Below are 23,092 nucleotides of genomic sequence, written 5' to 3' on the forward strand. Positions count from 1 at the left end.
CTGAAGTCCCGAGCCCCGCACCGGCCCTCCGGAATGGAGTGCTCCGTGGACGACCAGCACACCGCCTCATCCGCCCGCCGGCCGAGCCGGCGGGACGTACTCTCCCTCGCCGCCGCGACGGGCACCTTCACCGCGCTCGGCGGGCTGCCCGCCTTCGCCGCCTCCGCGCCGCCGCGACGGCCGGCCGCCTCTCCGATGCTGTCCGAATCCTCGACGACCCGCTTCTGGTACCAGGCGCCGGCCGGCGACACCACGATGATCGAGCAGGGCCTGCCGGTGGGCAACGGCCGCCTCGGCGCGCTCACCAGCAATGACCCCGCACGCGAACTGCTCCTGATCACCGACGCCACCATGTGGACCGGCGGGCTCAACGGCGAACTCGACGCGGACGGCCAGTTCCCCTACGCCCGGGAGAACTTCGGCTCCTTCACCCTGCTCGCGCGCCTCACCGTCGAGATCCCGGACCACGACCTGTCGGCGGTCTCCGGCTACCGCCGTGACCTCGACATCAGCCAGGGAGTGGTCAGCTCCTCGTACCGCGTCGCTGGTGTCACCTACGAGCGGCAGATCTTCGCCAGCCATCCCGACGACGCCATCGTCCTGCACTTCTCCCAGCGGGGCGGCGGACGTTACACCGGTACCGTCTCGCTGGACGGCACGCACAACGAGACCACCGCGGCGGATCCCCGGCACGGCTACGCCTCGTTCGGCGCCGCCTTCCCGGACGGCGGGCTGCGCTACGGCGCCGCGGTGACCGCGTACAGCTCCACCGGCACGGTGAGAGTCGACGGCTCCGCCATCTCCTTCAGCGGCTGCCGGGAACTCACGGTCGTCGTCAGCGGCGGCACCAACTACGCGCCCGACGAGGCCGCCGGCTACCGCGATCCCGCCCTCGACCCGCAGCGGCTCGCCAGGACCAAGGTCCAGGCCGCCGCCCGCCACTCCGCCACCTCACTGCTGCACACGCATGTGGCCGATCACAGGAAACTCTACGAACAGCTCGATCTCACCCTCGGCGAATCGTCCTCGTACCAGCGTGGTCTCGACACCTGGGAGCGGCTCCAGGCGCGCTACACGGACGGCGAGGCCGACCCCGAACTCGAAGCCGCGTACCTCCAGTTCGGCCGCTATCTGATGATCGCCGGATCCCGGGACAGCCTTCCTCTCAACCTTCAGGGGCTGTGGCTGGACGGCAACGACCCGGACTGGATGGGCGACTACCACACCGACATCAACATCCAGATGAACTACTGGATGGCCGACCGGGCGGGTCTCTCCGGCAGCTTCGACGCCTACGCCGACTACTGCCTGGCGCAGTTTCCCTCCTGGACCAAGCTCACCCGTGACCTCTTCCAGGACCCGCGCAACCGCTTCCGGAACTCCACCGGCAAGGTGGCGGGCTGGGCCGTCGCGTTCTCCACCAATGTCCATGGCGGCAGCGGCTGGTGGTGGCACCCGGCCGGCAACGCCTGGCTGGCCAACACCCTCTTCGAGCACTACGAGTACACCCAGGACAAGGCGTATCTCGCCAGGATCCAGCCGCTGCTCAAGGGAGCCGTCGAGTTCTGGGAGGCACGGCTGATCACCACGACCGTGACCGATCCGGCGACCGGCGCGTCCCGCGAGGTGCTCATCGACGACAGCGACTGGTCGCCGGAGCACGGCCCGCAGGACGCGAAGGGGATGACCTACGCGCAGGAACTGGTCTGGGCGCTCTTCGCCAACTACCGCACGGCGTGCACGGTGCTGGGCAAGGACACCGCCCATGGCAGGACCGTGGACGCGCTGCGGGAGCGCCTGTACCTTCCCCGCGTGAGCCCGGTGTCGGGCTGGCTGGAGGAGTGGATGTCGCCCGACAACCTCGGCGAGACCACGCACCGCCATCTCTCGCCGCTGATCGGGCTCTTTCCCGGCGACCGCGTCCGCCCCGACGCATCCACTCCGAAGGAGATCGTCGACGGCGCCACCGCGCTGCTGACCGCGCGTGGCATGGACAGCTTCGGCTGGGCGAACGCCTGGCGGAGCCTGTGCTGGGCCCGGCTGAAGAACGCGGACAAGGCGTACGAACTCGTCGTACGGAACCTGCGGCCGTCCGTCGGCGGCACCAACGGATCCGCGATGAACCTCTTCGACATCTACGAGGTCGAGAAGGGCCGCGGGATCTTCCAGATCGAGTCCAACTTCGGCACCGCGGCGGCGATGGTCGAGATGCTCGTCTACTCCCGGCCGGGCCATGTCGAGCTGCTGCCCGCGCTGCCCGAGGCCTGGGCACGCGCCGGTGCGATCGCCGGTGTCGGAGTACGCGGCGGATTCGTCGTCGATCTGAGCTGGCGGGCCGGAAAGGTCACCGAGGCGCGGCTGCGCAGCGTCGGCGGCCGCACCACCACGGTGTCCTTCGGAGGAACCACCCGGAAGGTCAGCCTCAAGCCGGGCGGCTCGGTCACTCTGCGGGACCTCGCGTGAGCAGGCTCCGCCGGTGGTGCTCCGGTGGCGGAGCGGCCGGTGTGGCCGGCGCGCTGCTGATCACGCTGTGCGCGCCGGCCACGACGGTGCGGGCACAGGCGCCGATGCCCGGGCCGACGACGACGCGGCCAGGCACACACCAGGTGGTCACCTGGGGCGCGAGCGCCGACCGGCAGGGCGAGGGACCCACCGACCGCAGCTACCGGATGGTCGTCCGCACCAGTGTCGGCGGCGCCCATGCCCGCATCCGGCTGACCAACGCGTTCGGTGACCACCCGGTGACCTTCGACAGTGTCTACGCCGGACAGCGGAAGGAGGGCGCGGAGCTCGTCCGCGGCAGCAACCGTCCGCTGACCTTCGGCGGTGCGCGGTCCGTCACGGTCGCGCCGGGCGTTGCCGTGACGAGCGATCCGCTGTCCGGACGGCTGGCGGCCCAGAGCGATCTGGTCGTCAGCTTCCATGTGGCCGACTCGGCCGGCCCGACGACCGGCCACGGCATGGCCATGCAGACGTCCTACGCGACCGCCGGCGACCACGCGGCCGAGGAAGGAGCCGCGAGCTGGACCGACCGGACCAGCTCCTGGTACTACCTCGACGCGGTCAGCGTGGAGACACCGGCCGGCACGGGCGCCGTGGTCACCCTGGGCGACTCCATCACCGACGGCTGGCAGTCCAGCACCGACAAGAACCGCCGGTGGCCCGACTATCTCTCGCGGCGTCTCCAGAGCGCGAGCGGGACCGGCGTCAAGGGGATCGCCAACGAAGGGATCTCGGGCAACAAGGTGCTGGCGGACGGTGCCGGGCAGAGCGCGCTGAACCGCCTCCAGCGCGATGTGCTCTCCCAGCCCGGGGTCCGTACGGTGTTCCTGTTCGAGGGCATCAACGACATCAAGGCGCACACCGGTGTCACGGTGGACGATCTGATCGCCGGCTACCGGGAGATCGTCGACCGGGCGCACGCGGCGGGGAAGTGTGTGGTCGGCGCGACCGTGATGCCGTACAAGGGCTGGTCAGAATGGGACGCCGAAGGTGAGGCCGTGCGCCGGGGTGTGAACGACTTCATCCGCGACAGCGGTGAGTTCGACGCCGTCACCGACTTCGACAAGGTCGTACGCAGCCCGTACGACCAGGAGCGGATGCTGCCCGTCTTCGACGGCGGCGACCATGTGCATCCCAACGACAAGGGCATGCAGGCGATGGCCGATTCGGTCGATCTGGCCGCTCTGCGCTGCGACGACGCCGGCTGAGCGGTCCGGCCCGGGACGTCCGCCGCGTACGGCGGGTGTCCCGGGCCGGCGCTGTCACCTGAACAGGCGACCCGGCTGAGCCTGCCCCATGATGGAAGCGCCAGGTAAGCAACGTGAGGCTGGGCCATGGCCGTGTGGCACGTACGTGATTTCGCCCCGGACGATCTGGAAGCGGTGGTGCGACTGGACACCGAGAGCACCACCAGCGACCGGCCCGCCGTCTTCCGCCTCTCCGAGGTCGTCGCCGCGCTCCAGGCGCAGCATCCCTGCGTCGTCGCGATCGCGGACGGTCATCTGGTGGGCGCGGCGGTCGGCCGGGTCGACGGCGACCGGGCCTGGGTGCTCCGTATCGGACTGCATCCGGCCTGGCGCAATCTCGGTCTGGGCACCGCGCTGCTCTCCGCGCTGGAACACCGCCTGCAGAGCGCCGGGGCCAAGACGATGGCCGCGGTGCAGCACGAGGACGAGCCGGGTGCCACCGCGCTCGGCAACTCCGGCTTCCACCCGCACCGGGGACTCACGTATTTCGAGAAGGCACGGTCCGTGACCGCCCAGGACAACGCGGTTCTGTCCTCGCTCGGCGCGATGGTGCCCGCGGCCGGACTCTGGGACCAGCTCACCGGGATGGCCGACGAGAAGCAGCTCATCGAACGACGCCTGGTGCTGCCGCTGGCCAAACCGGAACTCGCGGACCAGCACGGTGTGGAACCACCACAGGCCGTTGTGTTGTTCGGCCCGCCGGGCACCGGCAAAAGCACCTTCGCCAAGGCGGTGGCCAGCCGGCTCGGCTGGCCGTTCGTCGAGCTCTTCCCGTCCCGGATCGCGCTGGAGGACGGCCTGGCGAACGGACTGAGCCGCCGCTTCGAGGAGATCGCGCAACTGGAGCATGTGCTCGTCTTCATCGACGAGGTCGAAGAGGTCGCGGGCACCCGTAACCTCGCCGATCCGGTCTCCGTCGGCGTGGTCAACGAACTCCTGAAATCGATCGTACGGTTCCGCGATCGCGGGGGCAGACTCCTCATCTGCGCCACCAACGCCGTCGCCGCGCTCGACCCGGCGTTTCTGCGCCACGGCCGCTTCGACTACGTCCTGCCCGTGGGCCCGCCCGACCACGAGGCCCGCAACGCCCTGTGGACGAGTTACATAGCCAAGGCCGGCGCCGAGGCCGACACCGCGGTACTCGCCGACGCCAGCGACGGGTTCACTCCCGCCGACATCAAGCAGGCCGCCCGTACGGTCGCCCAGGCCGTCTTCGAGCGCACGCTTGACAGTGGTGAGCAGGACAGGCCCACCACTGAGGACTATCTCCGCACGATCCGCCGGACTCGGCCCACCGTCACCAATGACATGGCGCTGGAGTTCGCCGACCACACGATCCGCTACGGCCGCACCTGAACGACCGATCGCCTCGCACGGCGCGTCCGCGAGCCACCGGTGGGCAGGCTGGTTGCGGCGGAGACCGTTCCGGCCGGAACCTCCTCCGCCGCAACCAGCCTGCCCGGCCCGGTCGTCGGTCTCGGCAGAGCAGTTGACGGGGGGTCGGTAGAGGGACACTTGTCGGATGGGCGGATCATGACCGCTGAGGTGTCACAGCTCGCCGGACAGAGCCTCGGGCGTCCGGAGTTACGGGGAAGGTCGATGAGACTCTGCTTTCTGGTGGAGGAGCAGTACCGCTACGACGGCATGCCCGTAGAGGTGATCAGCCGGCTCACCGCCTGGGGCCACCGGGTGGACGTGCTCCGGCCCGGCAGTTCGCTGATACGGGTGTCCGAGGAGATACGGGCCGGCAGTCACGACGCCTGGGTGCTCAAGACGGTGTCCGGTGGCCCGGGGCTGGCGCTTCTGGAGGCCGCCGCGGCGGTCGGCCTGACAACGGTCAATGACGCCCGGTCGATCCGTGGCGTACGGGACAAGTCGCTGGCGGCGGCGATCGGCCGCAGCCGGGGCCTGCCGGTGCCGCTGACCTACGCGGCGGCCCGTCCGGAGTCCTTGGCGGAGATACCGGACGCGGAGTTCCCACTGGTGGTCAAGCCGGCCGACGGCAGCTCCGGGCGGGCGGTGCGGCTGGTGCCGTCACCGGACCGGCTGGCCGAGCTCCAGCCCGAACTCGCGGGGGAGGGGATGCTGATAGCCCAGCCGTACGTGCCGAACTCGGGACTGGACCTCAAGGTCTACTGCGTCGGCGGCGAGTTGTACGCCACTGAGCGGAGCTCGCCGCTCCATCCGGACCGGCCGACGCGGGAGCGGCCTGTGCCGCTCTCCGCAGAGGTGGCCGGGATCGTCGCCGAGGTCGGTGTCGTCTACGGACTGGATCTGTACGGGGTCGATGTGCTGCTCGGTCCCGACGGTCCTGTGGTCGTCGATGTGAACGACTTCCCGAGCTTCCGGCAGGTGCCGGACGCGGCGGGCCGGGTGGCGCGGGCCATTCTGGAGCTGGCCCGTACGGGCGGCGCGCAGCCCGCGCCGCCTCGGCCGGAGCCACGGCGGGTCCCCGCGCAGATTCCCGCGGCGGCCGGCGACGGCAGATGAGGATCTGTCTGATCACGCCCAGGCCCGATCATCCGCTGCTCTCCGCCACCGCCGCGCTGCTGACGCCGCGCCACCAGGTGGAGTCGCTGGCGCCGGACGCGGCCGACGGCCCGCCGGAGGACCTGGTCGCATCCGGCGCGCTCGCCGATGTCTATCTGCTGAAGGCGCGGACACCGCGCTCGCTGGCCCTGGCCCGGTCGCTGGAGAAGCGCGGTGCTCCCGTGGTGAACTCGGCCGCGGCGACCGCGCTGTGCCAGGACCGGACAGCGATGGCCGCGCTGGCCCGCTCCGCCGGGCTGCCGTTCGCGAGCACTCGTACCGTGCCGGAGCTCCGGCGGCTCACGGCGGAGACGGAGTCCGTCTTTCCGTTCGTGGTCAAGAGCAGACACAGCAGGCGGCACGACCTTGTCGCCCGGGTCGACGACGCCGGGCGCCTGGGCGCCCTGGCGGAGGCATGGCCGGACGAGCCGGTGGTGGTGCAGCCGTACACGGCGAACAGCGGCTGGGACCACAAACTGTGGGTGATCGCGGATCAGGTCTTCTGCGCGCTGCGCCGCTCCGAGCTGGCGGACGGCGGCCGGGGGCCGACGCTGCCGCTCGCGCTCGGTGATCTGCCCGGCGGCTGGCCGGATCTGGTACGCCGGGTGGGGTCGGTCTTCGCGCTGGAGGTGTACGGAGTGGACCTGATCGACGCGGGCGACGGCGTACCGCTGATCGTGGACATCAACGCCTTTCCCGGAGTGCGCGGACAGGCGGGCGCGCCGGAGGCGCTGGCGGCACTGGCGTTGCGCTCGGCCGAACGGGGCGCCGCCGCGGCTCGCTGAGTTCCGCCGGCTCATGCGTTCCCGAGCCGGCGGCGCGGTGAGCCGGGGACGAGGGAGGGCGCTGTCCGCCGGCCGACAGGACGGGCTTTCGTGCATCGGCGCCATCGGCGACCGGTGATCCGGCTAACAAAAGGCCAGTGGTCTGTTGATAGCGGACCACTGGCCTGTTACGTTGGAGCCATAAAGTTCCAGCGGTCCGCTAAGTGTGGCCGCCGCGGGCGGCGCGCCGTACGAGACCGCCGGCGCCCCGCTCGTCCCGGAACACCGAAAGAACAGAGAGGCACCACCGTGTCCAAGACCTGGCTCATCACTGGAAGCTCCCGCGGCCTGGGCCGTGAACTCGCCGAGGCCGTGCTGGCCGCCGGTCACCGCCTGGTGGCCACCGCCCGCCGACCCGATCAGCTCGACGACCTGGTCGAGCGGTACGGCGAGCGGGTGCGCGCCGTCGCCCTCGATGTCACCGACGCCGCGGCCGCCAGGGCCGCCGTCCGGTCCGCGGTCGACGCCTTCGGAAGCCTGGACGTCGTCGTCAACAACGCCGGCTACGCGGACGTCGCCTCCATCGAGGACTTCGCCGAGGCGGACTTCCGCGCTCAGATAGACGCCAATTTCTATGGTGTCGTCCATGTCTCCAGGGCGGCGCTGCCGATCCTGCGCGCGCAGGGCGGCGGCCATATCGTCCAGATCTCCTCCGTCGGCGGCCGCGTCGGCGGCGCCGGGCTGGGCGCCTACCAGGCCGCCAAATGGGCCGTCGGAGGCTTCTCCGAAGTCCTCGCCAAGGAAGTCGCCGCCTTCGGCGTCAAGGTCACGGTCATCGAGCCAGGCGGCCTGCGCACCAACTGGGCCGGCTCCTCGATGAACACACCGCCGATCAGCGACGCCTACAAGCCCGTGATCGAGCCCGTGGTCGAACGCATGCGCAAGGCCGACGGAGCGCAGTCGGGCGACCCGGCCCGCGCCGCCCAGGTCATCATCCGTATCACCGAGGTCGACGATCCGCCGGTGCGTCTGCTGCTCGGCAGCGACGCCGTCCGGGTGGCCGCCGCCATGGCGGAGGGCCTGGCCTCCTCGGACGCCACGTGGCGAGAGGTGAGCGAGTCCATCGACTTCGCCACCGGCCACGTCGCCGAAGCCGGCGGCGCGCGCGGCTGACGACGCAGGCGTGCCCGGGGCGAACGGACCGCCGGAACCGGGCAAGAGGCCACTGGCCTGCTAAAATCATGCCGCTCATGAAGGAGGCGGCCCGTGACCGACGACCAGGAACCGGCGTTCCAGCGGGCCCGGCGGCCCGAACAGCGCGAGGCGCGCAGACGGGCGATCCTCGACGCCGCGGAGACCCTGCTCGGCGAGATGCCGGTGGCGGAGGTGAGTCTGCGCGAACTGAGCCGCAGAGTCGGGCTGTCGAAATCCAATGTGGTCCGCTACTTCGAGACCCGCGAGGCCGTCTTCTTCGAACTGCTCAACCAGCTTCTCCACGAATGGCTGGAAGAGCTGGAAGAAGAGCTGCCTCCGCCGGCCGCCACGACCGGCCGCCCCGTGCCTCCCGCGCTCCTGGTCGACACCTGGGCCCGCTCCGTGGCCGGCCGGCCGCTCATCTGCGAACTGTGGAGTTCACTCGGCACGGTGCTCGAACGCAATATCTCCGCCGAGTCCGTCCGGGCGTTCAAGCTGGCCAACGCGGAGCAGCAGCAACGGCTGGCCCGCCTGGTCAGCGAGCGTGTTCCGGAGCTCGACCAGGACGCCGCGCGAGAACTCGTCGCGATCTCCGTGCTCCTCATCGCGGGCCTGTGGCCCTTCGCCAACCCCTCGCCCTCCGTCACCGAGGCCGTCCAGGACCCGCGCCTGGCCCGTTCCCGCGTCGACTTCGCCGAGAGACTGGGCCGCGCCATGCTCCTGACCATCACCGGGCTGCTCGCCGATCCCGGCCGGGAGAAGCACGGACGCGGCGCTGGGCCGTACTGACACGGCGTCGGCGCGTGCGGCGCGAGGAGAAGCCGGGAGCGGGGCGGCGGCGCCGCCCCGCTCCCATGCTGACGAGGGCTCAGTTCCCGGTAATCGCGGGGATCATGACCAACGGGCCGTCAGCCGGTGTGTGCCGGCCGGGCAGGTGTACAGCGCGCCGAGCGGGTCCTGGACACCGTCCTCGTCGGCGGTGGCTCCGACGAGCAGCACCTGCCACGGCAGCTCGCTCTCCGTCTCGACGACGATCTCCTCGCCCGTCCGCCGCGTGGTGAAGACCGCCGCGGTGCCCGAGCCGTCCCGGGTGGGGATGGCCGTGACCGTTTCCGAGTCCTCGGCCGGCGCGTACACGCGCAGGGTCACACCGTCCGCCCAGCCGTATCCGGGCCGGTCGCTCACGGCGCCGAACGGAATGACCGAGCCGGGCCGGGCCAGCAGCGGCAGCGTGTGGAAACCGTGTGTCTCACGCTGCCAGCCGGGTCCTGAGACCCGCGCACCGGTGAGCACATTGGTCCAGGTGCCCTCGGGTACGTAGTACTCGACCGTGCCGTCCTCGGTGAAGACCGGCGCCACCAGCAGATCGCCGCCGAGCATGTACTGCCGGTCGAGCGGCCGGCAGGCGGGATCGCCGGGGAACTCCAGCAGCATGGCGCGCATCATCGGCGTGCCGAAGTCCCTGGCCCCCACCGCCGCACCGTAGAGATACGGCATCAGCCGGTGCTTGAGCCGAGTGAAGGCGCGGGTGACCTCGACCGCCTCGTCACCGTAGTCCCACGGCACCCGGTAGGACTTGCTGCCGTGCAGCCTGCTGTGCGACGACAGCAGCCCGAACTGCACCCAGCGCTTGAAGACCGCCGGCGCCGGAGTGCCTTCGAAGCCGCCGATGTCATGACTCCAGAAGCCGAAGCCGGAGAGCCCCAGCGACAGCCCGCCGCGCAGTGACTCGGCCATCGCTCCGAACGACGATTCGCAGTCGCCGCCCCAGTGCACGGGAAGGCGCTGCCCGCCGGCCGTCGCCGACCGGGCGAAGAGGACCGCCTCACCCTCGCCGCGTTCCTCCCGCAGCAGGTCGAAGACGGTCTCGTTGTAGAGCTGCGTGTAGTAGTTGTGCATCCGCTCCGGGTCGGAGCCGTCGTGCCACGCCACATCGACGGGCACGCGCTCGCCGAAGTCGGTCTTGAAGCAGTCCACGCCCTGGTCGAGCAGGACGCGCAGCTTGCTCGCGTACCACTCGCGGGCGGCGGGGTTGGTGAAGTCGACCAGTGCCATACCGGCCTGCCACTGGTCCCACTGCCAGACAGCGCCGTCCGGCTTCCTGAGCAGATAGCCCTCGGCCATGCCCTCCGCGAACAGCGGTGACTTCTGGGCGATGTACGGATTGATCCAGACGCAGACGCGCAGCCCCTGCCGCTTCAGCCGGGCGAGCATTCCTTCCGGGTCCGGAAACACGTCCGGATCCCAGACGAAGTCGCTCCACTGGTACTCGCGCATCCAGAAGCAGTCGAAGTGGAAGACGCTCAGCGGGATCTCCGCGTCCGCCATGCCCTTCACGAAGCGCGTGACCGTCGCCTCGTCGTACGACGTGGTGAAGGAGGTGGACAGCCACAGACCGAAGGACCAGTCCGGCGGCAGCGCGGGACGGCCGGTGAGCGCGGTGTACCGGGCGAGGATCTCCTTCGGAGTGGGGCCGTGGATGATGAAGTACTCCAGGGACTGGTCCTCGACGCTGAACTGCACACGCCCGACCGACTCCGAGCCCACCTCGTAGGACACCCGGCCCGGGTGGTTGACGAAGACGCCGTATCCCCGGTCGGTGAGATGGAACGGGACGTTCTTGTACGCCTGCTCGCTGCTCGTCCCGCCGTCCGCCTGCCAGATGTCGACGGTCTGGCCGTTCTTCACATACGGAGTGAAGCGTTCACCGAGCCCGTACACACCCTCGCCGACGCCCAACGGCAACTGCGCGACCATGAAATGCCGGTTCTCGGCGTCGGTGGCGAAGCCGGTACCGCGCTTGCCGACGGAGGTCAGGAGCTGTCCGCCGGCGGAGAAGTCCAGCGCCCACGGGGCGGCGGTGTCGACCCGTAGAGACAGCTCACCGGACGTCAGCTCGATCGCCGAGCCTTCCCGGGACACCGTGGCCCGCGTTTCCTCCGGGCCGGACGTGAGCGCGAACTCCGGTCGGCGAGGGACGCCGCCGGCGTGATGAGTGGTGCGCACGCCGATCACTCCCTCGGCGGGCGACCAGCACTCCACGGTCAGCAGAGGACTGTTGAGTGTGTCGCCTCGCCGTTTCACCTCCTTGACCGGCGCGTAGAGCGTGATCCGGTCGTCGGCGACAACGGCGTCGGCCACGGCGGCCGCGTAGCGCGCGGTGACACCCGGGCGCATCAGCCAGTAGCCGTCGGTGAATTTCATCAGTGCTCCTGCTCTTGTGCGCGGTGGGCGGCGATCAGATCGCGGAACCAGAGGTAACTGTCCTTCGGTGTGCGTTCCAGGGTGTCGTAGTCGACACGCACGATGCCGAAGCGCTGGTCGTAGCCGCGGGCCCATTCGAAATTGTCGAGCAGCGACCACACGTAGTAGCCGCGCACGTCCACTCCGGCGTCGATCGCCGCCGACAGCGCCCGGAGATGGTCGCGCAGATAGCTCACCCGGTCCGCGTCGTGCACGGCCCCGTCCGCGGAGAGCGTGTCGGCCTCGGCGGAGCCGTTCTCGGTGATGTGGATCGGAGGCAGGCCCGGATAACGCTCGTGCAGAGCGACAAGCAGGTCGGTGAAGGACTCGGGTACGACGGGCCAGCCCATGGTGGTGTGCCGGGTGCCGTACGGATCGGTCTCGACGACGCCGATGTCCGTGGCGGTGCGCAGGCCGGGATCGGCCTCGGCGTGCGGCGCGTCGGCGACGGTCAGCGGGCGGTAGAAGTTCAGACCCACGAAGTCCAGCGGAGCGCCGATCACATCGAGGTCGCCGTCCCGGCGGTACGAACCGTCGGCCAGGGCGCCCCAGGTCTCGGCCTCCGCGACCGGGTAGCGCCCGGCGAACAGCGGCTCCGTCCACACCTCGTTGTGCAGCGTCTCGGCGCGGCGCAGCGCGGCCAGGTCCGCCGGAGCGGAGCCGGCCGCCTCGATCCGGTCGAGATTCAGTGTGATGCCGATCTCCCGGGCGCCCGCCTCGCGCAGGGCCCGTACCGCGTAGCCGTGGCCGAGCAGCAGATGGTGTGCGGCGGCCAGGGCGGGAGTGCCCTCACGGGCGCCCGGCGCGTGACGGCCCTCCGCGTACCCGACGAAGGCGGTGCAGAACGGCTCGTTGAGGGTGATCCAGCGTCCGACGCGGTCACCGAGGCGTGCCACCACGGCCCGGGTGTACTCGGCGAAGTGCTCGGCGGTCTCCCGGACACGCCAGCCGCCGCGGTCCTCCAGTGCCTGCGGCAGATCCCAGTGGTAGAGGGTGACGGCGGGAGAGACACCGGCGGCGAGCAGCGAGTCGGTGAGCCGGTCGTAGAAGTCCAGTCCCTTCTCGTTGACGGGGCCTGTGCCCTGTGGCTGGATGCGCGGCCAGGCGACGGAGAAGCGGTACGAGTCCACTCCGAGGCGGCGCAGCAGCTCCACGTCCTCCGGATACCGGTGGTAGTGGTCGCATGCGACATCGCCCGTCGCGCCGCCGAGGGTGCGGCCGGGAGTGTGGCTGAAGGTGTCCCAGATGGACGGCCCGCGGCCGTCCTCGTCGTGCGCGCCCTCGATCTGGTAACTGGCGGTCGCGGTGCCGAAGGTGAAGCCCGGCGGAAAGACCGGAAAAGCAGCGGAGGCTGAGGGGGCGGGAGAAGTGGTGCTCATTGTGTTGCGGCCCTTTCGGGTCTGTGCGGGTCTGTACGGTCTGCCGGGCTACTTGATGGAGCCGCCGGTGATCCCGGCGGCGACATACTTCTGGGCCAGCACCAGCAGGATCGCGGCGGGAATGGCGGAGACGACGGCGGTCGCCATGACCGCGCCCCAGTCGCTGACGTGGGCGCCGATGTACTCGTACATGCTGAGAGTGATCGGCTTGACGTCGTCCGTGGTGTTCAGGGTCAGCGCGAACATGAAGTCCGACCAGGCGAAGAGGAAGGTGAACAGCCCCGCAGTGATCAGTGCGTTGCGGCTCATCGGCAGCACGATCCGGACGAACGCGGTGAAGCGGTTCGCGCCGTCCACCATCGCCGCCTCCACGACCTCTTTCGGGATCGACACCATGAACGCCCGCAGCAGCACGATGGAGAACGGCAGTCCGAGCGAGGCGTCCGCCAGGATCAGTCCCGGCAGGGAATTGACCAGGTTCAGATCGACGTAGGCGCTGTAGAGAGCGTTGGCGATGACGATGCCGGGCACCATCTGTGTGATCAGTGTGCCGAACACCATCGTGCGGCTGCCGTGCAGGCCGAGCTGGGCCAGCCCGTACGCCGCCGGGGCCGCGAGCGCCAGACAGACCACGACGGCGCCGAGCGCGACCAGCAGGCTGGTCCCCAGCGAGCCGCCCTGGCTGCTCAGCGCGCGGCTGAAGTTGTCCCAGCCCGGCGAGGTCGGCAGCCAGCTTGTCGAGGCGAGGCTCTCGCCGGGCTGGAGAGCGATGTTGAGCATCCAGTACAGCGGAAAGAGCAGGACGAGCAGAATGATCAGAGCGATGACGGTGTTGCCGCCCCGGCGCAGGTTGCGGGTGGACATGGCGATCACTTCCCCTGGCCGAAGTCGGACCGGTTGGCCCGGAGATAGAACACGGCGAACACCGCGCTGACGAGGATGAGGATGTTGCCGACGACGGCGCCCTGTCCGAAGTCGAGCTGCTGGAAGGAGAGCTGATACGTGACGGTGCCGAGGGTCTGGGTGGAGTCGGCGGGCCCGCCGCCGGTCAGCGCGAGGATCAGGTCGAGGATCTTCACCGTCGACATGAATCCGAGCACCAGCACCACGGTGATGACCGGGCGCAGCAGCGGCAGTGTGACGCTTCGGAACGTACGCCACGGACCCGCGCCGTCGAGTGAGGCGGCCTCGTACAGATCACGCGGGATCTCCTGCAGCCCGCCGTACAGGATCACCATGTTGAACGGGATGCCGACCCAGATGTTGACCAGGACGGCGGAGAACAGGGCCGCGCTCGGACTGCTGAGCCAGGGCACCGGGGAGGAGGTGAGGTGCAGATTCATCAGCAGGGTGTTGAGCACCCCGGTGTCCTGGTCGAGAAGCTTTCGCCAGACGACGGCCGAGACCACCATGGGCACGAGCCACGGCAGCAGCAGCACCGCGCGGGCGAGACCGGACAGCCGGAACGTGCGGGAGAAGAACACGGCGAGCGCCAGACCCAGGACGAACTGGCCGAGCAGTGAGCCGAGCGTGAAGACGAGCGTGTGCCAGAGCGAGCTGGTGAACAGCGGATTGTCGAACACACCGCGCCAGTTGTCGAAGCCGTTGAAGGGCGCCTCGCCGGTGAAGAAGGTGCGCGGTGTGTAGTGCTGGAAGCTCATGACGACATTGCGTATGAGCGGATAGCCGAAGAACGCCAGCATGTAGAGGACCGCGGGCGCGACAAAGAACCAGCGCGCCAGCGAGGCGCGCCGGCCGCGTGTGCGGTGGGTGTTCCTGGTGGCTTCCGCGGAGGGTGCCGGAAGGGTGGCGGTGACAGTCATGTCGGTCTCCTCACTCGCCGGCCGTGGCCCGTGACTGGGCCTGCTTCAGGGCTGCTTCGGGTGTGGAGCCGCCGGTCAGAACGGACTGGAAGGCGCCGGACAGCGCATCGGAGATGACCGGCCACCGGGAGCCGACGCGCGCGGTGCGCGAACGGGCTGTGGCCACCACATCGGCGAACGCGGCGAGCTTCGGGTTCTCCGCCTTGTACTCGGCCGCGGCCGTGGCACGGGTGGGTACGTTGTTGACGGACTCGCCCCACGCGACCTGGTTCCGCTGCTCGTTGAGACAGTTGAGGATCTTCGCGGCCGTTCCCTGGCGTCCGGTGTCCTCGGTGCGAGGCAGGGCCATGACGGTGCCGCCGATCGGCGGCACCGGGGGCTTGCCTGCCACGGGTACCGGTATGGAGGCGACCGCCCAGTTCAGATCCTTGTGCTCGCTGAGGACAGGAACCTGCCAGGGGCCGTTGATCATCATCGCGGCCCGCCCGGCGATGAACTGGTCGTTGACGTCCTGCTGGTTCCAGGTGACCGCGGCGCTGGAGGCGGACTTGCTGTCGATCAGATCCTTCCAGAGCTGGAGGGCGGCGGCGCCCTTGCCGTTGTCGAGATGGGCCTCGTCGCCGCCGCCGGACCAGAAGAACGGCAGGAACTGGTAGACCCCGTCCGCGTCGGGCGTCGCGCTGAAGGCCATCCCGTACGTCCTGCCCCGGGTGAGCTTCGCGGCCGTCGTCTTGAGCTCGTCCCAGGTGGTGGGCGGCGTGACCCCGGCCTGCCGCAACAGATCCTTGTTGTAGATCAGGGCCAGCGAGTTGACCGACCGGGCGATGCCGTACTGGGTTCCCTTGAAGGTGCCCAGGCTCACGGCCCCAGTGGACATTCCGGACACATCCACGCCCGCGGTCTTCAGCGGGACAAGGCCACCGGTGTCGGCGAACTGGGCCAGCTCGGAGCCGTCCAGCTCCAGGATGTCCGTCAGTGAGTGGGACGAGGCCATCCGGAGTGCCTTGGACACCACCTGGCTGGCGGGGACGCTGGTCTGCTCGACCTTCACTCCCAGAGGCTTGGCGCACCTGTCGAAGTACTTCTGCTGCGCTTCGTGCTCAAGGGTGTCCGTGGCCGAGTTCAGCACCGTGACGGTGTTGGGATCGGGCTCGTTCGCACACCCCGCGAGGGTGATCGCGGGCAGCAGAGCGGTCAGGATCATGGCCGGCGCCCGGAGGCGGCGGCGAGGCGATTGCATGGAGGTTGCTCTCCGTTCGGTCTACGGCTCTGTAAGGAGACGGAGGTCGTGCGAGGACAGCGCGGCGGCGGACACAGGTGGTGTGCCGTCGGCGCCGGTGTCGGTGAACAGCCGGGAAAAGAGCGGCGAGGCGTGTGCCCGGCACGCCGTGGGAACGGGCGGATGACTGTCAGCCGCCATACCGGCCCACGGGCGGGGCGGGGCCGTACGGTGCGCCGGTAAGCCGGGTCGCTTTGTGCGCGATGCCCAATTTTGTACTCAACTTGGCTCCCGGCTTTTGGTGTCGAATCGACGTGTCGAATCGATTCGACGGCGTGCTGCAGTGATGCTAGGTGTTCATCAAGACGGCGACAAGGGTTGGAGCGGAGTGAGAAAGAGGACAGCGCGAAGGCCCTCGGCGAGGACCGGCCGCGCGGTCAGTCCCGCGGCGGGGCGAGGGGCGCGGTGCCCGGCAGCAGCACCGGTGCGATCAGCAGATGGCCGACGGACTCGGCCAGCAGGCCCGTACCGGGTTCCGCGTTCTTCGCCGTCGACTCACGCAGCGCCGCCGCGGCGGACACGGCGAGGCTGGTGACTCCGGAGGCCAGCGTCTCCACCGGCAGTTCGACGCGGGACAGCCGCTGGCTGGACGGGTCGCCGGGAAGGGCGCCGATGACGACGACGGTGAGGTCCTCCGGCACGCGGAGTCCGGCCGCGGCCACCGAGGTCAGGATGTGGTGGTGCGCGGAGGGATGCTGCACGACAAGGGCGGTCGGCGGCTTCCGGACGCCGCGGTGTGCGCGGTCCGCGAGCAGGGTGTGGAGCCGGCGGGCGAGTCCGGCCGCGTCGTTGACCGAATGGACCACCTGGACGGCGGTGCCGGTGGCACGGGCGCCCCGGTGGGCGCCGGCGATGCCGCGGAGCGCGTAACTGCGCCGGCCCAGCACCTCGGATTCGGCGGGAGCGAGATACACCACGTCGTGGTGTCCCGCCGCGGCCAGTTCGCGCACCGCCAGGACGGCGGCCTCCTCCCAGTCCAGGTCGGTCCACGGCAGGGCGTCCTCGTCGGCGGGCCGCCCGATGAGAGCCGCCGGGAAGGCGAGTTCCCGCACGACATCGATGCGCGCGTCCTCCATGTCGACGGCCATCAGGACGGCCGCGTCCGCCAGACCGCTGAGTGCGACCCGCCGCAGACCCTCGGCCTTGTCCCGGGAGGTGGTGAGCAGCAGGTCGTATCCGAGGCTGTTGGCGGCGTCGCTGACGTCTATCGCGAACCGGCCGTCCACGGAGTGCTGCAGACCGGCGGCGCGCGGCAGGGCGAGGGCGAGCACATGGGTACGGCTGCTGCGCAGGGTCCGCGCGCTCGCGCGCGGGTGATAGCCGAGGGCGTCGACGGCCTCCTGTACGCGCACACGCGTCTCCTCGGAGATGCTCCGGGATCCGTTGAACACATAGGAGACGGTGCTGGGCGCGACCCCTGCCCGCTGGGCGACGTCCCTGATGGTAGCCATTCGACCTCTTCGGTGATGCGGGCGCGACGCCGGCGAACGTGCTGAAGCGGCGATTCGTCATCGTATCGAACGGCTCCGTGCGATGGTCCGGAGCACCCTGACCGGTGAACGGACCACAGCGAAAGGCTATTTGGTCCGATGTGGTAATTTTTGGGATGATATAGGCGGTTAGTCCGTTCAGTCCGGGCCGGTGATGTCACCGGCCGGAGCGGAGTACCGGGGGAGCGGAGATGACGGCGCGTCAGGCGCGCGGGCGGCGGCGGACGAAATCGGTGGCGATCTCGTCGAAGGTGGCCCAGCGCACTCCCGGATGACCGCTGATGTGGTCGATCAGCCGTTCGTGCATCAGCAGGTTCTGCGGCCGGCCGGAGACATCGGGATGGACGGTCATGGTGAAGACGGCGTACTCGTGCTCGCGGTAGACCCAGTCGAACTGGTCGCGCCACATCCGCTCGATGTCCCTGGGGCTGACGAAGCCATGGCTGTTGGCGCTGGCCTTGATGAACATCATCGGAGGCAGATCGTCGAGATACCAGTTCGCCGGGATCTCCACCAGGCCGGTCTCCTCGCCGCGCTCCAGCGGCTTCATCCACTCCCGCGCCGGACGGTCGTAATCGATCTTTGTCCAGGTGTCGCCGACCCGTACGTAGTAGGGCTCGAAGTCACGGTGCATCAGGGAGTGGTCATAGGTGATCCCGCGCTCCAGCAGCAGTTCGTTGGTGACCGTGGAAAACTCCCACCAGGGTGCGACATAACCGGTGGGACGCCGCCCGGCGCGGCTGCTGATGAGACCGACACAGTGGTCGAGGACATCGGACTCCTGGGCCCGGCTCATCGCGATCGGATTCTCGTGGCTGTAGCCGTGCACTCCGATCTCGTGCCCGGCGGCCACGCACGCCTCGAACTGCTCCGGGAAAGTCTCCACCGAGTGACCGGGCCAGAACCAGGTGGCGACCAGCCCGCGGCGCCGGAACAGTTCCAGCATCCGCGGCACACCCACCTCGCCCGCGAACAGGCCCCGGGAGATGTCGCAGGGCGAGTCGGCTCCTCCGTACGAGCCGAGCCAGCCGCCGACCGCGTCGACATCGACCCCGTAGGCCACCAGGATCTCTTGTGTCATTCCGGGCTCCCCTGCCGGTCTCCCGCGCGGAGTCCGTGTCGTGCGTGATGAGCGTCGCGCCCGCACGGGCGGGACCACTTCGAAGAGACGGCCGCTGCCCGGTCGCCGTGGCGGACCGGGCAGCGGTGGTTACTCGGACGCCCGGCGCGACTCCACAGCCGAGTCGGGACCTGGCGAAACGATCGATTCATGACCGTCCTCGGCGCGCACCTTGAACGGCGGTGTGCCGTCCGGTCCCAGCACTTCCACGATTTCCACGACGCGGTCATGCTTGCCGACCACCCTGCCGTGCATCACCAGACGGTCGCCCTTGTTCGCTTTCATCCGCACTCCCGTGTCACTCGATGTGACCGTGAGTGTACGGAACGCCACGTCCGGTCGCCCTCCGTGGCCGGGAGTGTCGCCGGGAGACGCAGGCCCATCGGTCCGGCGCCGCACGAGCGCGATCTTGGCTCTCGCTGGATCAGGCCGTCGCACGGGCGGAGACGACCGCCGCCGGTGTGCTGGGTACGCGCATCCGGCCGGTCACCGTGGCCGCCACGGCGCGGCCGTACCGCAGTGTCACGGTGCAGCGCGGCGTCGCGGGCCTGGCCGGCTCCTGCGTGTCACGCGACTGGTTTCGCTGCGGAAAATGATTGTCGATCAAGCGTGATGTGGCATATGGTTTCCGGGTGGAAATCGCTCGATGCTCGCGGCGGGTGTCTCGATGTGCTGGGTGCGCGGCGTGCCCGCCGTGGCCCGGGCAACTGGCCCGTCAGGCGGGCTTGTTACTGTGAGGCAACCACATATCGCCCAGCGCGACACGTCCCAGTCGCACCGCGTTCCCGGAGTGTCCCTGTCCCCGAGTGTCCCGAGCGTGGAGAGTCCCTCATGACGAGATCGAACGGCTCACTCGACATGCCGCCCGGCGAGCCCGGCGAGCTGGAGAACGCCCTCTCTCATCTCCAGTGCATCCTGGTCGCGCAGCGCACCCGCTCGAACCCCGAGGGAGTGACCTGGCAGCAGTACGACCTGCTGGAACTCCTCCGTATCCGCGGGCCGATGACGCCGTCCTTCATGAGTACGGCCCTGGGTGTGTCGCGGCAGACCACCTCCAAGGCGCTCAGAGTGCTCAAGGACCTCGATCTGGTCGGCCAGGAGACGACCGGCGAGGACCGGCGTGAACTGATCACCTCGCTCACCACGACAGGGCTCGCCTTCCTCACCCGGGTGGCACACAGCCGCCGCGAGAACGCCAGGATCGCCACGGCGGCCCTGTCCGCCGGTGAGCGTGCCATGTTCGCTGAACTCTGCGAGAAGGTGACGGTGGCTCTTGAGGCGCGGTCCCTGGCGCCCGTCGATCTGTCCGTCGAGCTGTAGCCGCGAGCCGTAGTCGCCGGGCGCCGTGAATCCTGCCGGGAATGGCGGCCGGCGAGGCCGGTGGGGGACGGGATGTGCCGGTCGCGAGCCGGGGCGGTGAGGCCGAATGCCAGGGCTCCGCTACACAAAAGCGTGAAATGGGCGCAAAATGGATTTGTCGCGGCTCGATGCCGCGCAGCACGGCCGGACTTGTGGCAAACGAAGGAGGCGAGTCGTATGGCCGACGTCTCTCATACGAGGGCAGACCTCGCTGGTCATCCCGATGCCCCCGAGATGAGGGCCCGATACGCCCGCATGCTCGGCGGACACGACGTTGCGCTCGTGGACGGACCGGTGTTTCTCGTCGGCCTGTACTGCGCTGTGTCGCCGTGGATCATCCATTTCTCCAGCGCTCAGCCCGCGCTGGCGGTGCACAACCTCATCCTGGGTATCGCGATAGGCGTGCTGGCGCTCGGCTTCACCGCCAGGCCGGCCAGGATGTACGGCCTGAGCTGGGCGATGTGCGCCATGGGTGTGTGGCTGATCGTGGCTCCCTGGATTGTCGGCAGCGGCCCCGACGCCGGCATCATCGCGAACAACGCGGTCATCGGCGGTCTGACGATCCTGCTCGGCGTGGTGTGCGCGGGCGCGGCGGCGAAGAGCGGCCGAAGGACGACCTGAATCCCGGGCCGGTCCGTTCCGGCGGGCCGGCCCCGTCCCTGCCCCGGAGGTCCGCTCCGCAACTCGCCCCGCCATGGGGAGGGTTGGAAGGGCGGACCTCCGGGACATTGGTCCATACCAAAGCCTTGACAGAGGATGGGTTCACTTCTTAAATCACGAAGTGAGCCCTGTTTCGCGTGCCCGGACGGCGTGTTCCGGGCGATTGCGACGTGTGGTTCTGTCATATACATGACAGAACGGCGCGCACCCCCTCAGCAGGTAGCGGAAAGGACCGTCCTCGGATGACCAGGAACAGAGTTCGTGCGGGGCAAGCCGGCCTACGGTTGCTCGCGCTGCTGGCCGTGCTGCTCGGCCTGACCGCCGCTCCGGCCCACGCGGCGGTGCGGCAGCCGAGCGCGGCGCCGTTCAAGGTGCTGGCGTTCTACAACGGCACCTGGGACGACGCGCACATCAGCTTCGTCCGCGAGGCCAATGAGTGGTTCCCCAGGACCGGCGCGAGCAACAACTTCTCGTACACGGCGACCACCAACTGGGACCAGCTCAACAACATCACTCCGCAGCAGTACCAGGTGGTGCTGTTCCTGGACGACGCGCCCAAGTCGGCCGCCCAGCGGTCCGGATTCGAGCGTTATATGCGCGCCGGCGGGGGCTGGATGGGTTTCCATGTCTCGGCGTTCACCACCGAGGCCCAGAGCTGGCCCTGGTACTACAACGAATTCCTCGGCAGCGGGAACTTCCGGTCGAACACCTGGGGCCCCACCACCGCGACGCTGCGTGTCGAGGACAGGACCCATCCCTCGACCACGGGCCTGCCCGCCACCTTCACCTCCTCGGTCAGCGAGTGGTACAGCTGGAGCAACAACCTCAGGAACAGGGCCGACATCAACACGCTGGCCTCGGTCGACCCCGTGAGCTTCCCGCTGGGTACGGATCCCAACCAGTCCTGGTACAGCGGCGACTACCCGATCATGTGGACCAACACCAGCTACAAAATGGTCTACGCCAACTTCGGGCACAACGCCATGAACTACAGCACGGGCCAGACCCTGTCGTCCACCTTCGGCAGCGAGACCCAGAACCGCTTCGTCATCGACAGCCTGAAGTGGCTGGGCACGGGTGAAGGGGGAGGCGAGACGCCGAGCGGCCCGATATCCGAGACCGCGTGGTACTCCCTCGTCAACAGCGGTAACAGCCTGTGTGTCGACGCTCGTGCGGCGGCCACCGCCAACGGAACGGCGATCCAGCAGTACACCTGCAACGGCACCACGGCCCAGCAGTTCCAGTTCCGTTCCACGGATGGTGGCTTCTCCCGCATCGGGATCCGTGGCAACAGCCAGCAGGTCATCGATGTGACCAATGTGTCGACGGCTGACAACGCTCCTCTTCAGCTCTGGACCTACTCCGGCGGATCCAACCAGCAGTGGCAGGCCGTCGCGGAGGCCAACGGCCGGTACCACTTCACGGCCCGGCACACCGGAAAGTGCCTCAGCGCCCCGAACGGCGGGGCTTCCGGCAGCCAGCTCGTCCAGCGGTCCTGCGACGGCTCGGCGGCCCAGTCGTTCCAGCTCACCCAGCAGCCATGACCGGCGGATCCACCGGGTTACGCCTCCTCGTGGACTGACGTACCTCTCCGCGAGTGACGCCGGCCGTATCCGTACGCGGCCCGCCGGATCATCCGGCGGGCCGCGTCGCCGGTGGATGATCCGCCCGGGCCCCGGCCCTCACCACGGGTCCGCTTCTGGGAGGGTGGATCCATGCAGGCCACCACATTGACCGAACTCGTCGACGAACTCCTCGACGGCCCCCGTCCGCTGACCATCGTCTCCGCCGGTGACCCGGTGCTGCGCCGTCCGGCGGCACCGTACGAAGGACAGCTCGGCGACGACCGGCTGGACCGGCTCGTGCGAGCGATGCGCGAGACCATGCACGCCGCGCCCGGCGTCGGCCTCGCGGCGCCCCAGGTGGGAATCCCGCTGTGTCTCGCCGTGATCGAGGATCCGGCCGAGCTGCCGCCGGAGGTGAGTGAGGCGAGGGCCCGCGTTCCCCAGCCGTTCCGGGTACTGGTCAATCCCTCCTACGAGCCCGACGGCGAGGAGCGGGCCGCCTTCTTCGAGGGCTGCCTCAGCATTCCCGGCTGGCAGGCGGTCGTCGCCCGCCACAGCGGCATCAGACTGCGCGGACAGGACGAGACCGGGCGGGAGATCGACGAGCTCTTCTCGGGATGGCCGGCGCGCATCGTCCAGCACGAGACGGACCATCTCGGCGGCACGCTCTATCTCGACCGCGCCGAGACCCGCTCCTTCTCCACCACGGACGATGTGATCGGGCGCTGGTCGCATCCCACCCCCGCCGTGGCCGCCCGCGAGCTCGGCTTCACGCTGCCCGGACAGAACCTCGGAGAGGCGGCTTCATCCGCGTCGTAACCAGCGGAATGGCCCGGTTGAGCCGTATTTATTTGATTGTCGAACGATTTGATGCTTCTTGGGATGGTTCGGTTGCCCTCTGTGTGCGAGCCTGAGGTTGTGCCCGAGCCCGGGAGGTG

General features: G+C 69.3%; 20 protein-coding genes. 11 read left to right on the plus strand and 9 right to left on the minus strand.

The genetic code is table 11. From position 1 onward, the window contains the following. Nucleotides 1-33: 33 nt before the first annotated feature. The 7 genes from PV679_RS05805 (at nucleotide 34) to PV679_RS05835 (ending at nucleotide 9,025) form a co-directional block, all read left to right on the plus strand. Nucleotides 34-2,463: a glycosyl hydrolase family 95 catalytic domain-containing protein gene (locus PV679_RS05805; RefSeq protein WP_416069659.1), complete on the plus strand. Its 2,430-nt coding sequence runs from the start codon at nucleotides 34-36 to the stop codon at nucleotides 2,461-2,463. Nucleotides 2,464-2,567: 104 nt separating this feature from the next. Then, nucleotides 2,568-3,710, plus strand: coding sequence for an SGNH/GDSL hydrolase family protein (locus tag PV679_RS05810; protein WP_319679022.1), 1,143 nt, complete (start codon nucleotides 2,568-2,570; stop codon nucleotides 3,708-3,710). Nucleotides 3,711-3,836: 126 nt separating this feature from the next. After that, nucleotides 3,837-5,105 carry an ATP-binding protein gene (locus PV679_RS05815; protein WP_319678937.1) on the plus strand — a complete coding sequence of 423 codons (1,269 nt, stop codon included), beginning with the start codon at nucleotides 3,837-3,839 and terminating at the stop codon, nucleotides 5,103-5,105. A gap of 243 nt (nucleotides 5,106-5,348) precedes the next feature. After that, a complete protein-coding gene (locus PV679_RS05820) occupies nucleotides 5,349-6,239 on the plus strand; it encodes a hypothetical protein (protein ID WP_319678938.1) in 891 nt (296 codons plus the stop codon). Further along, complete coding sequence (locus PV679_RS05825; protein WP_319678939.1) at nucleotides 6,236-7,063, plus strand: alpha-L-glutamate ligase; 828 nt, start codon at nucleotides 6,236-6,238, stop codon at nucleotides 7,061-7,063. Before PV679_RS05820 ends, PV679_RS05825 begins: the two co-directional genes overlap by 4 nt. Before the next feature lie 288 nt (nucleotides 7,064-7,351). Further along, the gene (locus tag PV679_RS05830) at nucleotides 7,352-8,215 is read left to right on the plus strand and encodes an oxidoreductase (RefSeq protein ID WP_319678940.1); all 864 of its coding nucleotides are present in this window, start codon (nucleotides 7,352-7,354) and stop codon (nucleotides 8,213-8,215) included. Nucleotides 8,216-8,308: 93 nt separating this feature from the next. Beyond that, entirely contained in the window at nucleotides 8,309-9,025 is a 717-nt protein-coding gene (locus PV679_RS05835; RefSeq protein ID WP_319678941.1) for a TetR/AcrR family transcriptional regulator, read from the plus strand. A gap of 102 nt (nucleotides 9,026-9,127) precedes the next feature. Here PV679_RS05835 and yicI read toward each other — a convergent pair whose 3' ends face one another. The 9 genes from yicI to PV679_RS05880 all read right to left on the minus strand — a co-directional run bounded on the left by yicI (nucleotide 9,128) and on the right by PV679_RS05880 (nucleotide 19,177). Next, nucleotides 9,128-11,440, minus strand: coding sequence for an alpha-xylosidase (yicI, locus tag PV679_RS05840; protein ID WP_319678942.1), 2,313 nt, complete (start codon nucleotides 11,438-11,440; stop codon nucleotides 9,128-9,130). After that, complete coding sequence (locus PV679_RS05845) at nucleotides 11,440-12,858, minus strand: GH1 family beta-glucosidase (RefSeq protein WP_319678943.1); 1,419 nt, start codon at nucleotides 12,856-12,858, stop codon at nucleotides 11,440-11,442. The genes yicI and PV679_RS05845 overlap by 1 nt, the downstream gene beginning before the upstream one ends. Nucleotides 12,859-12,906: 48 nt before the next feature. Then, nucleotides 12,907-13,722: a carbohydrate ABC transporter permease gene (locus tag PV679_RS05850; RefSeq protein ID WP_319678944.1), complete on the minus strand. Its 816-nt coding sequence runs from the start codon at nucleotides 13,720-13,722 to the stop codon at nucleotides 12,907-12,909. A gap of 5 nt (nucleotides 13,723-13,727) precedes the next feature. Then, the gene (locus tag PV679_RS05855; protein WP_319678945.1) at nucleotides 13,728-14,681 is read right to left on the minus strand and encodes a sugar ABC transporter permease; all 954 of its coding nucleotides are present in this window, start codon (nucleotides 14,679-14,681) and stop codon (nucleotides 13,728-13,730) included. Between the two features lie 10 nt (nucleotides 14,682-14,691). After that, nucleotides 14,692-15,921 (minus strand): extracellular solute-binding protein, encoded by a 1,230-nt coding sequence (locus tag PV679_RS05860; RefSeq protein ID WP_319678946.1) that lies wholly within the window; start codon nucleotides 15,919-15,921, stop codon nucleotides 14,692-14,694. 416 nt (nucleotides 15,922-16,337) lie between these two features. Continuing rightward, nucleotides 16,338-17,411, minus strand: coding sequence for a LacI family DNA-binding transcriptional regulator (locus PV679_RS05865; RefSeq protein WP_319678947.1), 1,074 nt, complete (start codon nucleotides 17,409-17,411; stop codon nucleotides 16,338-16,340). Between the two features lie 241 nt (nucleotides 17,412-17,652). Beyond that, nucleotides 17,653-18,531 carry a polysaccharide deacetylase gene (locus PV679_RS05870; RefSeq protein ID WP_319678948.1) on the minus strand — a complete coding sequence of 293 codons (879 nt, stop codon included), beginning with the start codon at nucleotides 18,529-18,531 and terminating at the stop codon, nucleotides 17,653-17,655. Between the two features lie 129 nt (nucleotides 18,532-18,660). Beyond that, nucleotides 18,661-18,855 carry a DUF1918 domain-containing protein gene (locus PV679_RS05875; RefSeq protein WP_319678949.1) on the minus strand — a complete coding sequence of 65 codons (195 nt, stop codon included), beginning with the start codon at nucleotides 18,853-18,855 and terminating at the stop codon, nucleotides 18,661-18,663. A gap of 139 nt (nucleotides 18,856-18,994) precedes the next feature. Continuing rightward, nucleotides 18,995-19,177, minus strand: coding sequence for a hypothetical protein (locus PV679_RS05880; RefSeq protein ID WP_319678950.1), 183 nt, complete (start codon nucleotides 19,175-19,177; stop codon nucleotides 18,995-18,997). A gap of 224 nt (nucleotides 19,178-19,401) precedes the next feature. On the opposite strand from PV679_RS05880, the gene PV679_RS05885 reads away from it, so the two are divergent. The 4 genes from PV679_RS05885 to def all read left to right on the plus strand — a co-directional run bounded on the left by PV679_RS05885 (nucleotide 19,402) and on the right by def (nucleotide 22,973). Continuing rightward, nucleotides 19,402-19,890, plus strand: a complete 489-nt coding sequence (locus PV679_RS05885) for a MarR family winged helix-turn-helix transcriptional regulator (protein ID WP_319678951.1) — start codon at nucleotides 19,402-19,404, stop codon at nucleotides 19,888-19,890. Between the two features lie 216 nt (nucleotides 19,891-20,106). Beyond that, nucleotides 20,107-20,550, plus strand: coding sequence for an SPW repeat protein (locus PV679_RS05890; protein WP_319678952.1), 444 nt, complete (start codon nucleotides 20,107-20,109; stop codon nucleotides 20,548-20,550). A 281-nt stretch (nucleotides 20,551-20,831) separates the two neighbouring features. Then, on the plus strand, nucleotides 20,832-22,133 hold the full coding sequence (locus tag PV679_RS05895; RefSeq protein WP_319678953.1) for a ThuA domain-containing protein: 1,302 nt from the start codon (nucleotides 20,832-20,834) through the stop codon (nucleotides 22,131-22,133). 171 nt (nucleotides 22,134-22,304) lie between these two features. After that, nucleotides 22,305-22,973: a peptide deformylase gene (gene def, locus PV679_RS05900; RefSeq protein ID WP_319678954.1), complete on the plus strand. Its 669-nt coding sequence runs from the start codon at nucleotides 22,305-22,307 to the stop codon at nucleotides 22,971-22,973. Nucleotides 22,974-23,092: the final 119 nt, after the last annotated feature.

It is taken from the genome of Streptomyces sp. AK02-01A (assembly GCF_033795305.1).
Classification (GTDB): Bacteria; Actinomycetota; Actinomycetes; order Streptomycetales; family Streptomycetaceae; genus Streptomyces.

Coding starts and splice junctions, on each gene's coding strand:
- PV679_RS05805 (WP_416069659.1), top strand. CDS start 34: ATGGAGTGCTCCGTGGACGACCAGCACACCGCCTCATCCGCCCGCCGG.
- PV679_RS05810 (WP_319679022.1), top strand. CDS start 2,568: ATGCCCGGGCCGACGACGACGCGGCCAGGCACACACCAGGTGGTCACC.
- PV679_RS05815 (WP_319678937.1), top strand. CDS start 3,837: ATGGCCGTGTGGCACGTACGTGATTTCGCCCCGGACGATCTGGAAGCG.
- PV679_RS05820 (WP_319678938.1), top strand. CDS start 5,349: ATGAGACTCTGCTTTCTGGTGGAGGAGCAGTACCGCTACGACGGCATG.
- PV679_RS05825 (WP_319678939.1), top strand. CDS start 6,236: ATGAGGATCTGTCTGATCACGCCCAGGCCCGATCATCCGCTGCTCTCC.
- yicI (WP_319678942.1), bottom strand. CDS start 11,440: ATGAAATTCACCGACGGCTACTGGCTGATGCGCCCGGGTGTCACCGCG.
- PV679_RS05845 (WP_319678943.1), bottom strand. CDS start 12,858: ATGAGCACCACTTCTCCCGCCCCCTCAGCCTCCGCTGCTTTTCCGGTC.
- PV679_RS05850 (WP_319678944.1), bottom strand. CDS start 13,722: ATGTCCACCCGCAACCTGCGCCGGGGCGGCAACACCGTCATCGCTCTG.
- PV679_RS05855 (WP_319678945.1), bottom strand. CDS start 14,681: ATGACTGTCACCGCCACCCTTCCGGCACCCTCCGCGGAAGCCACCAGG.
- PV679_RS05860 (WP_319678946.1), bottom strand. CDS start 15,921: ATGCAATCGCCTCGCCGCCGCCTCCGGGCGCCGGCCATGATCCTGACC.
- PV679_RS05865 (WP_319678947.1), bottom strand. CDS start 17,411: ATGGCTACCATCAGGGACGTCGCCCAGCGGGCAGGGGTCGCGCCCAGC.
- PV679_RS05870 (WP_319678948.1), bottom strand. CDS start 18,531: ATGACACAAGAGATCCTGGTGGCCTACGGGGTCGATGTCGACGCGGTC.
- PV679_RS05875 (WP_319678949.1), bottom strand. CDS start 18,855: ATGAAAGCGAACAAGGGCGACCGTCTGGTGATGCACGGCAGGGTGGTC.
- PV679_RS05885 (WP_319678951.1), top strand. CDS start 19,402: ATGACGAGATCGAACGGCTCACTCGACATGCCGCCCGGCGAGCCCGGC.
- PV679_RS05890 (WP_319678952.1), top strand. CDS start 20,107: ATGGCCGACGTCTCTCATACGAGGGCAGACCTCGCTGGTCATCCCGAT.
- PV679_RS05895 (WP_319678953.1), top strand. CDS start 20,832: ATGACCAGGAACAGAGTTCGTGCGGGGCAAGCCGGCCTACGGTTGCTC.
- def (WP_319678954.1), top strand. CDS start 22,305: ATGCAGGCCACCACATTGACCGAACTCGTCGACGAACTCCTCGACGGC.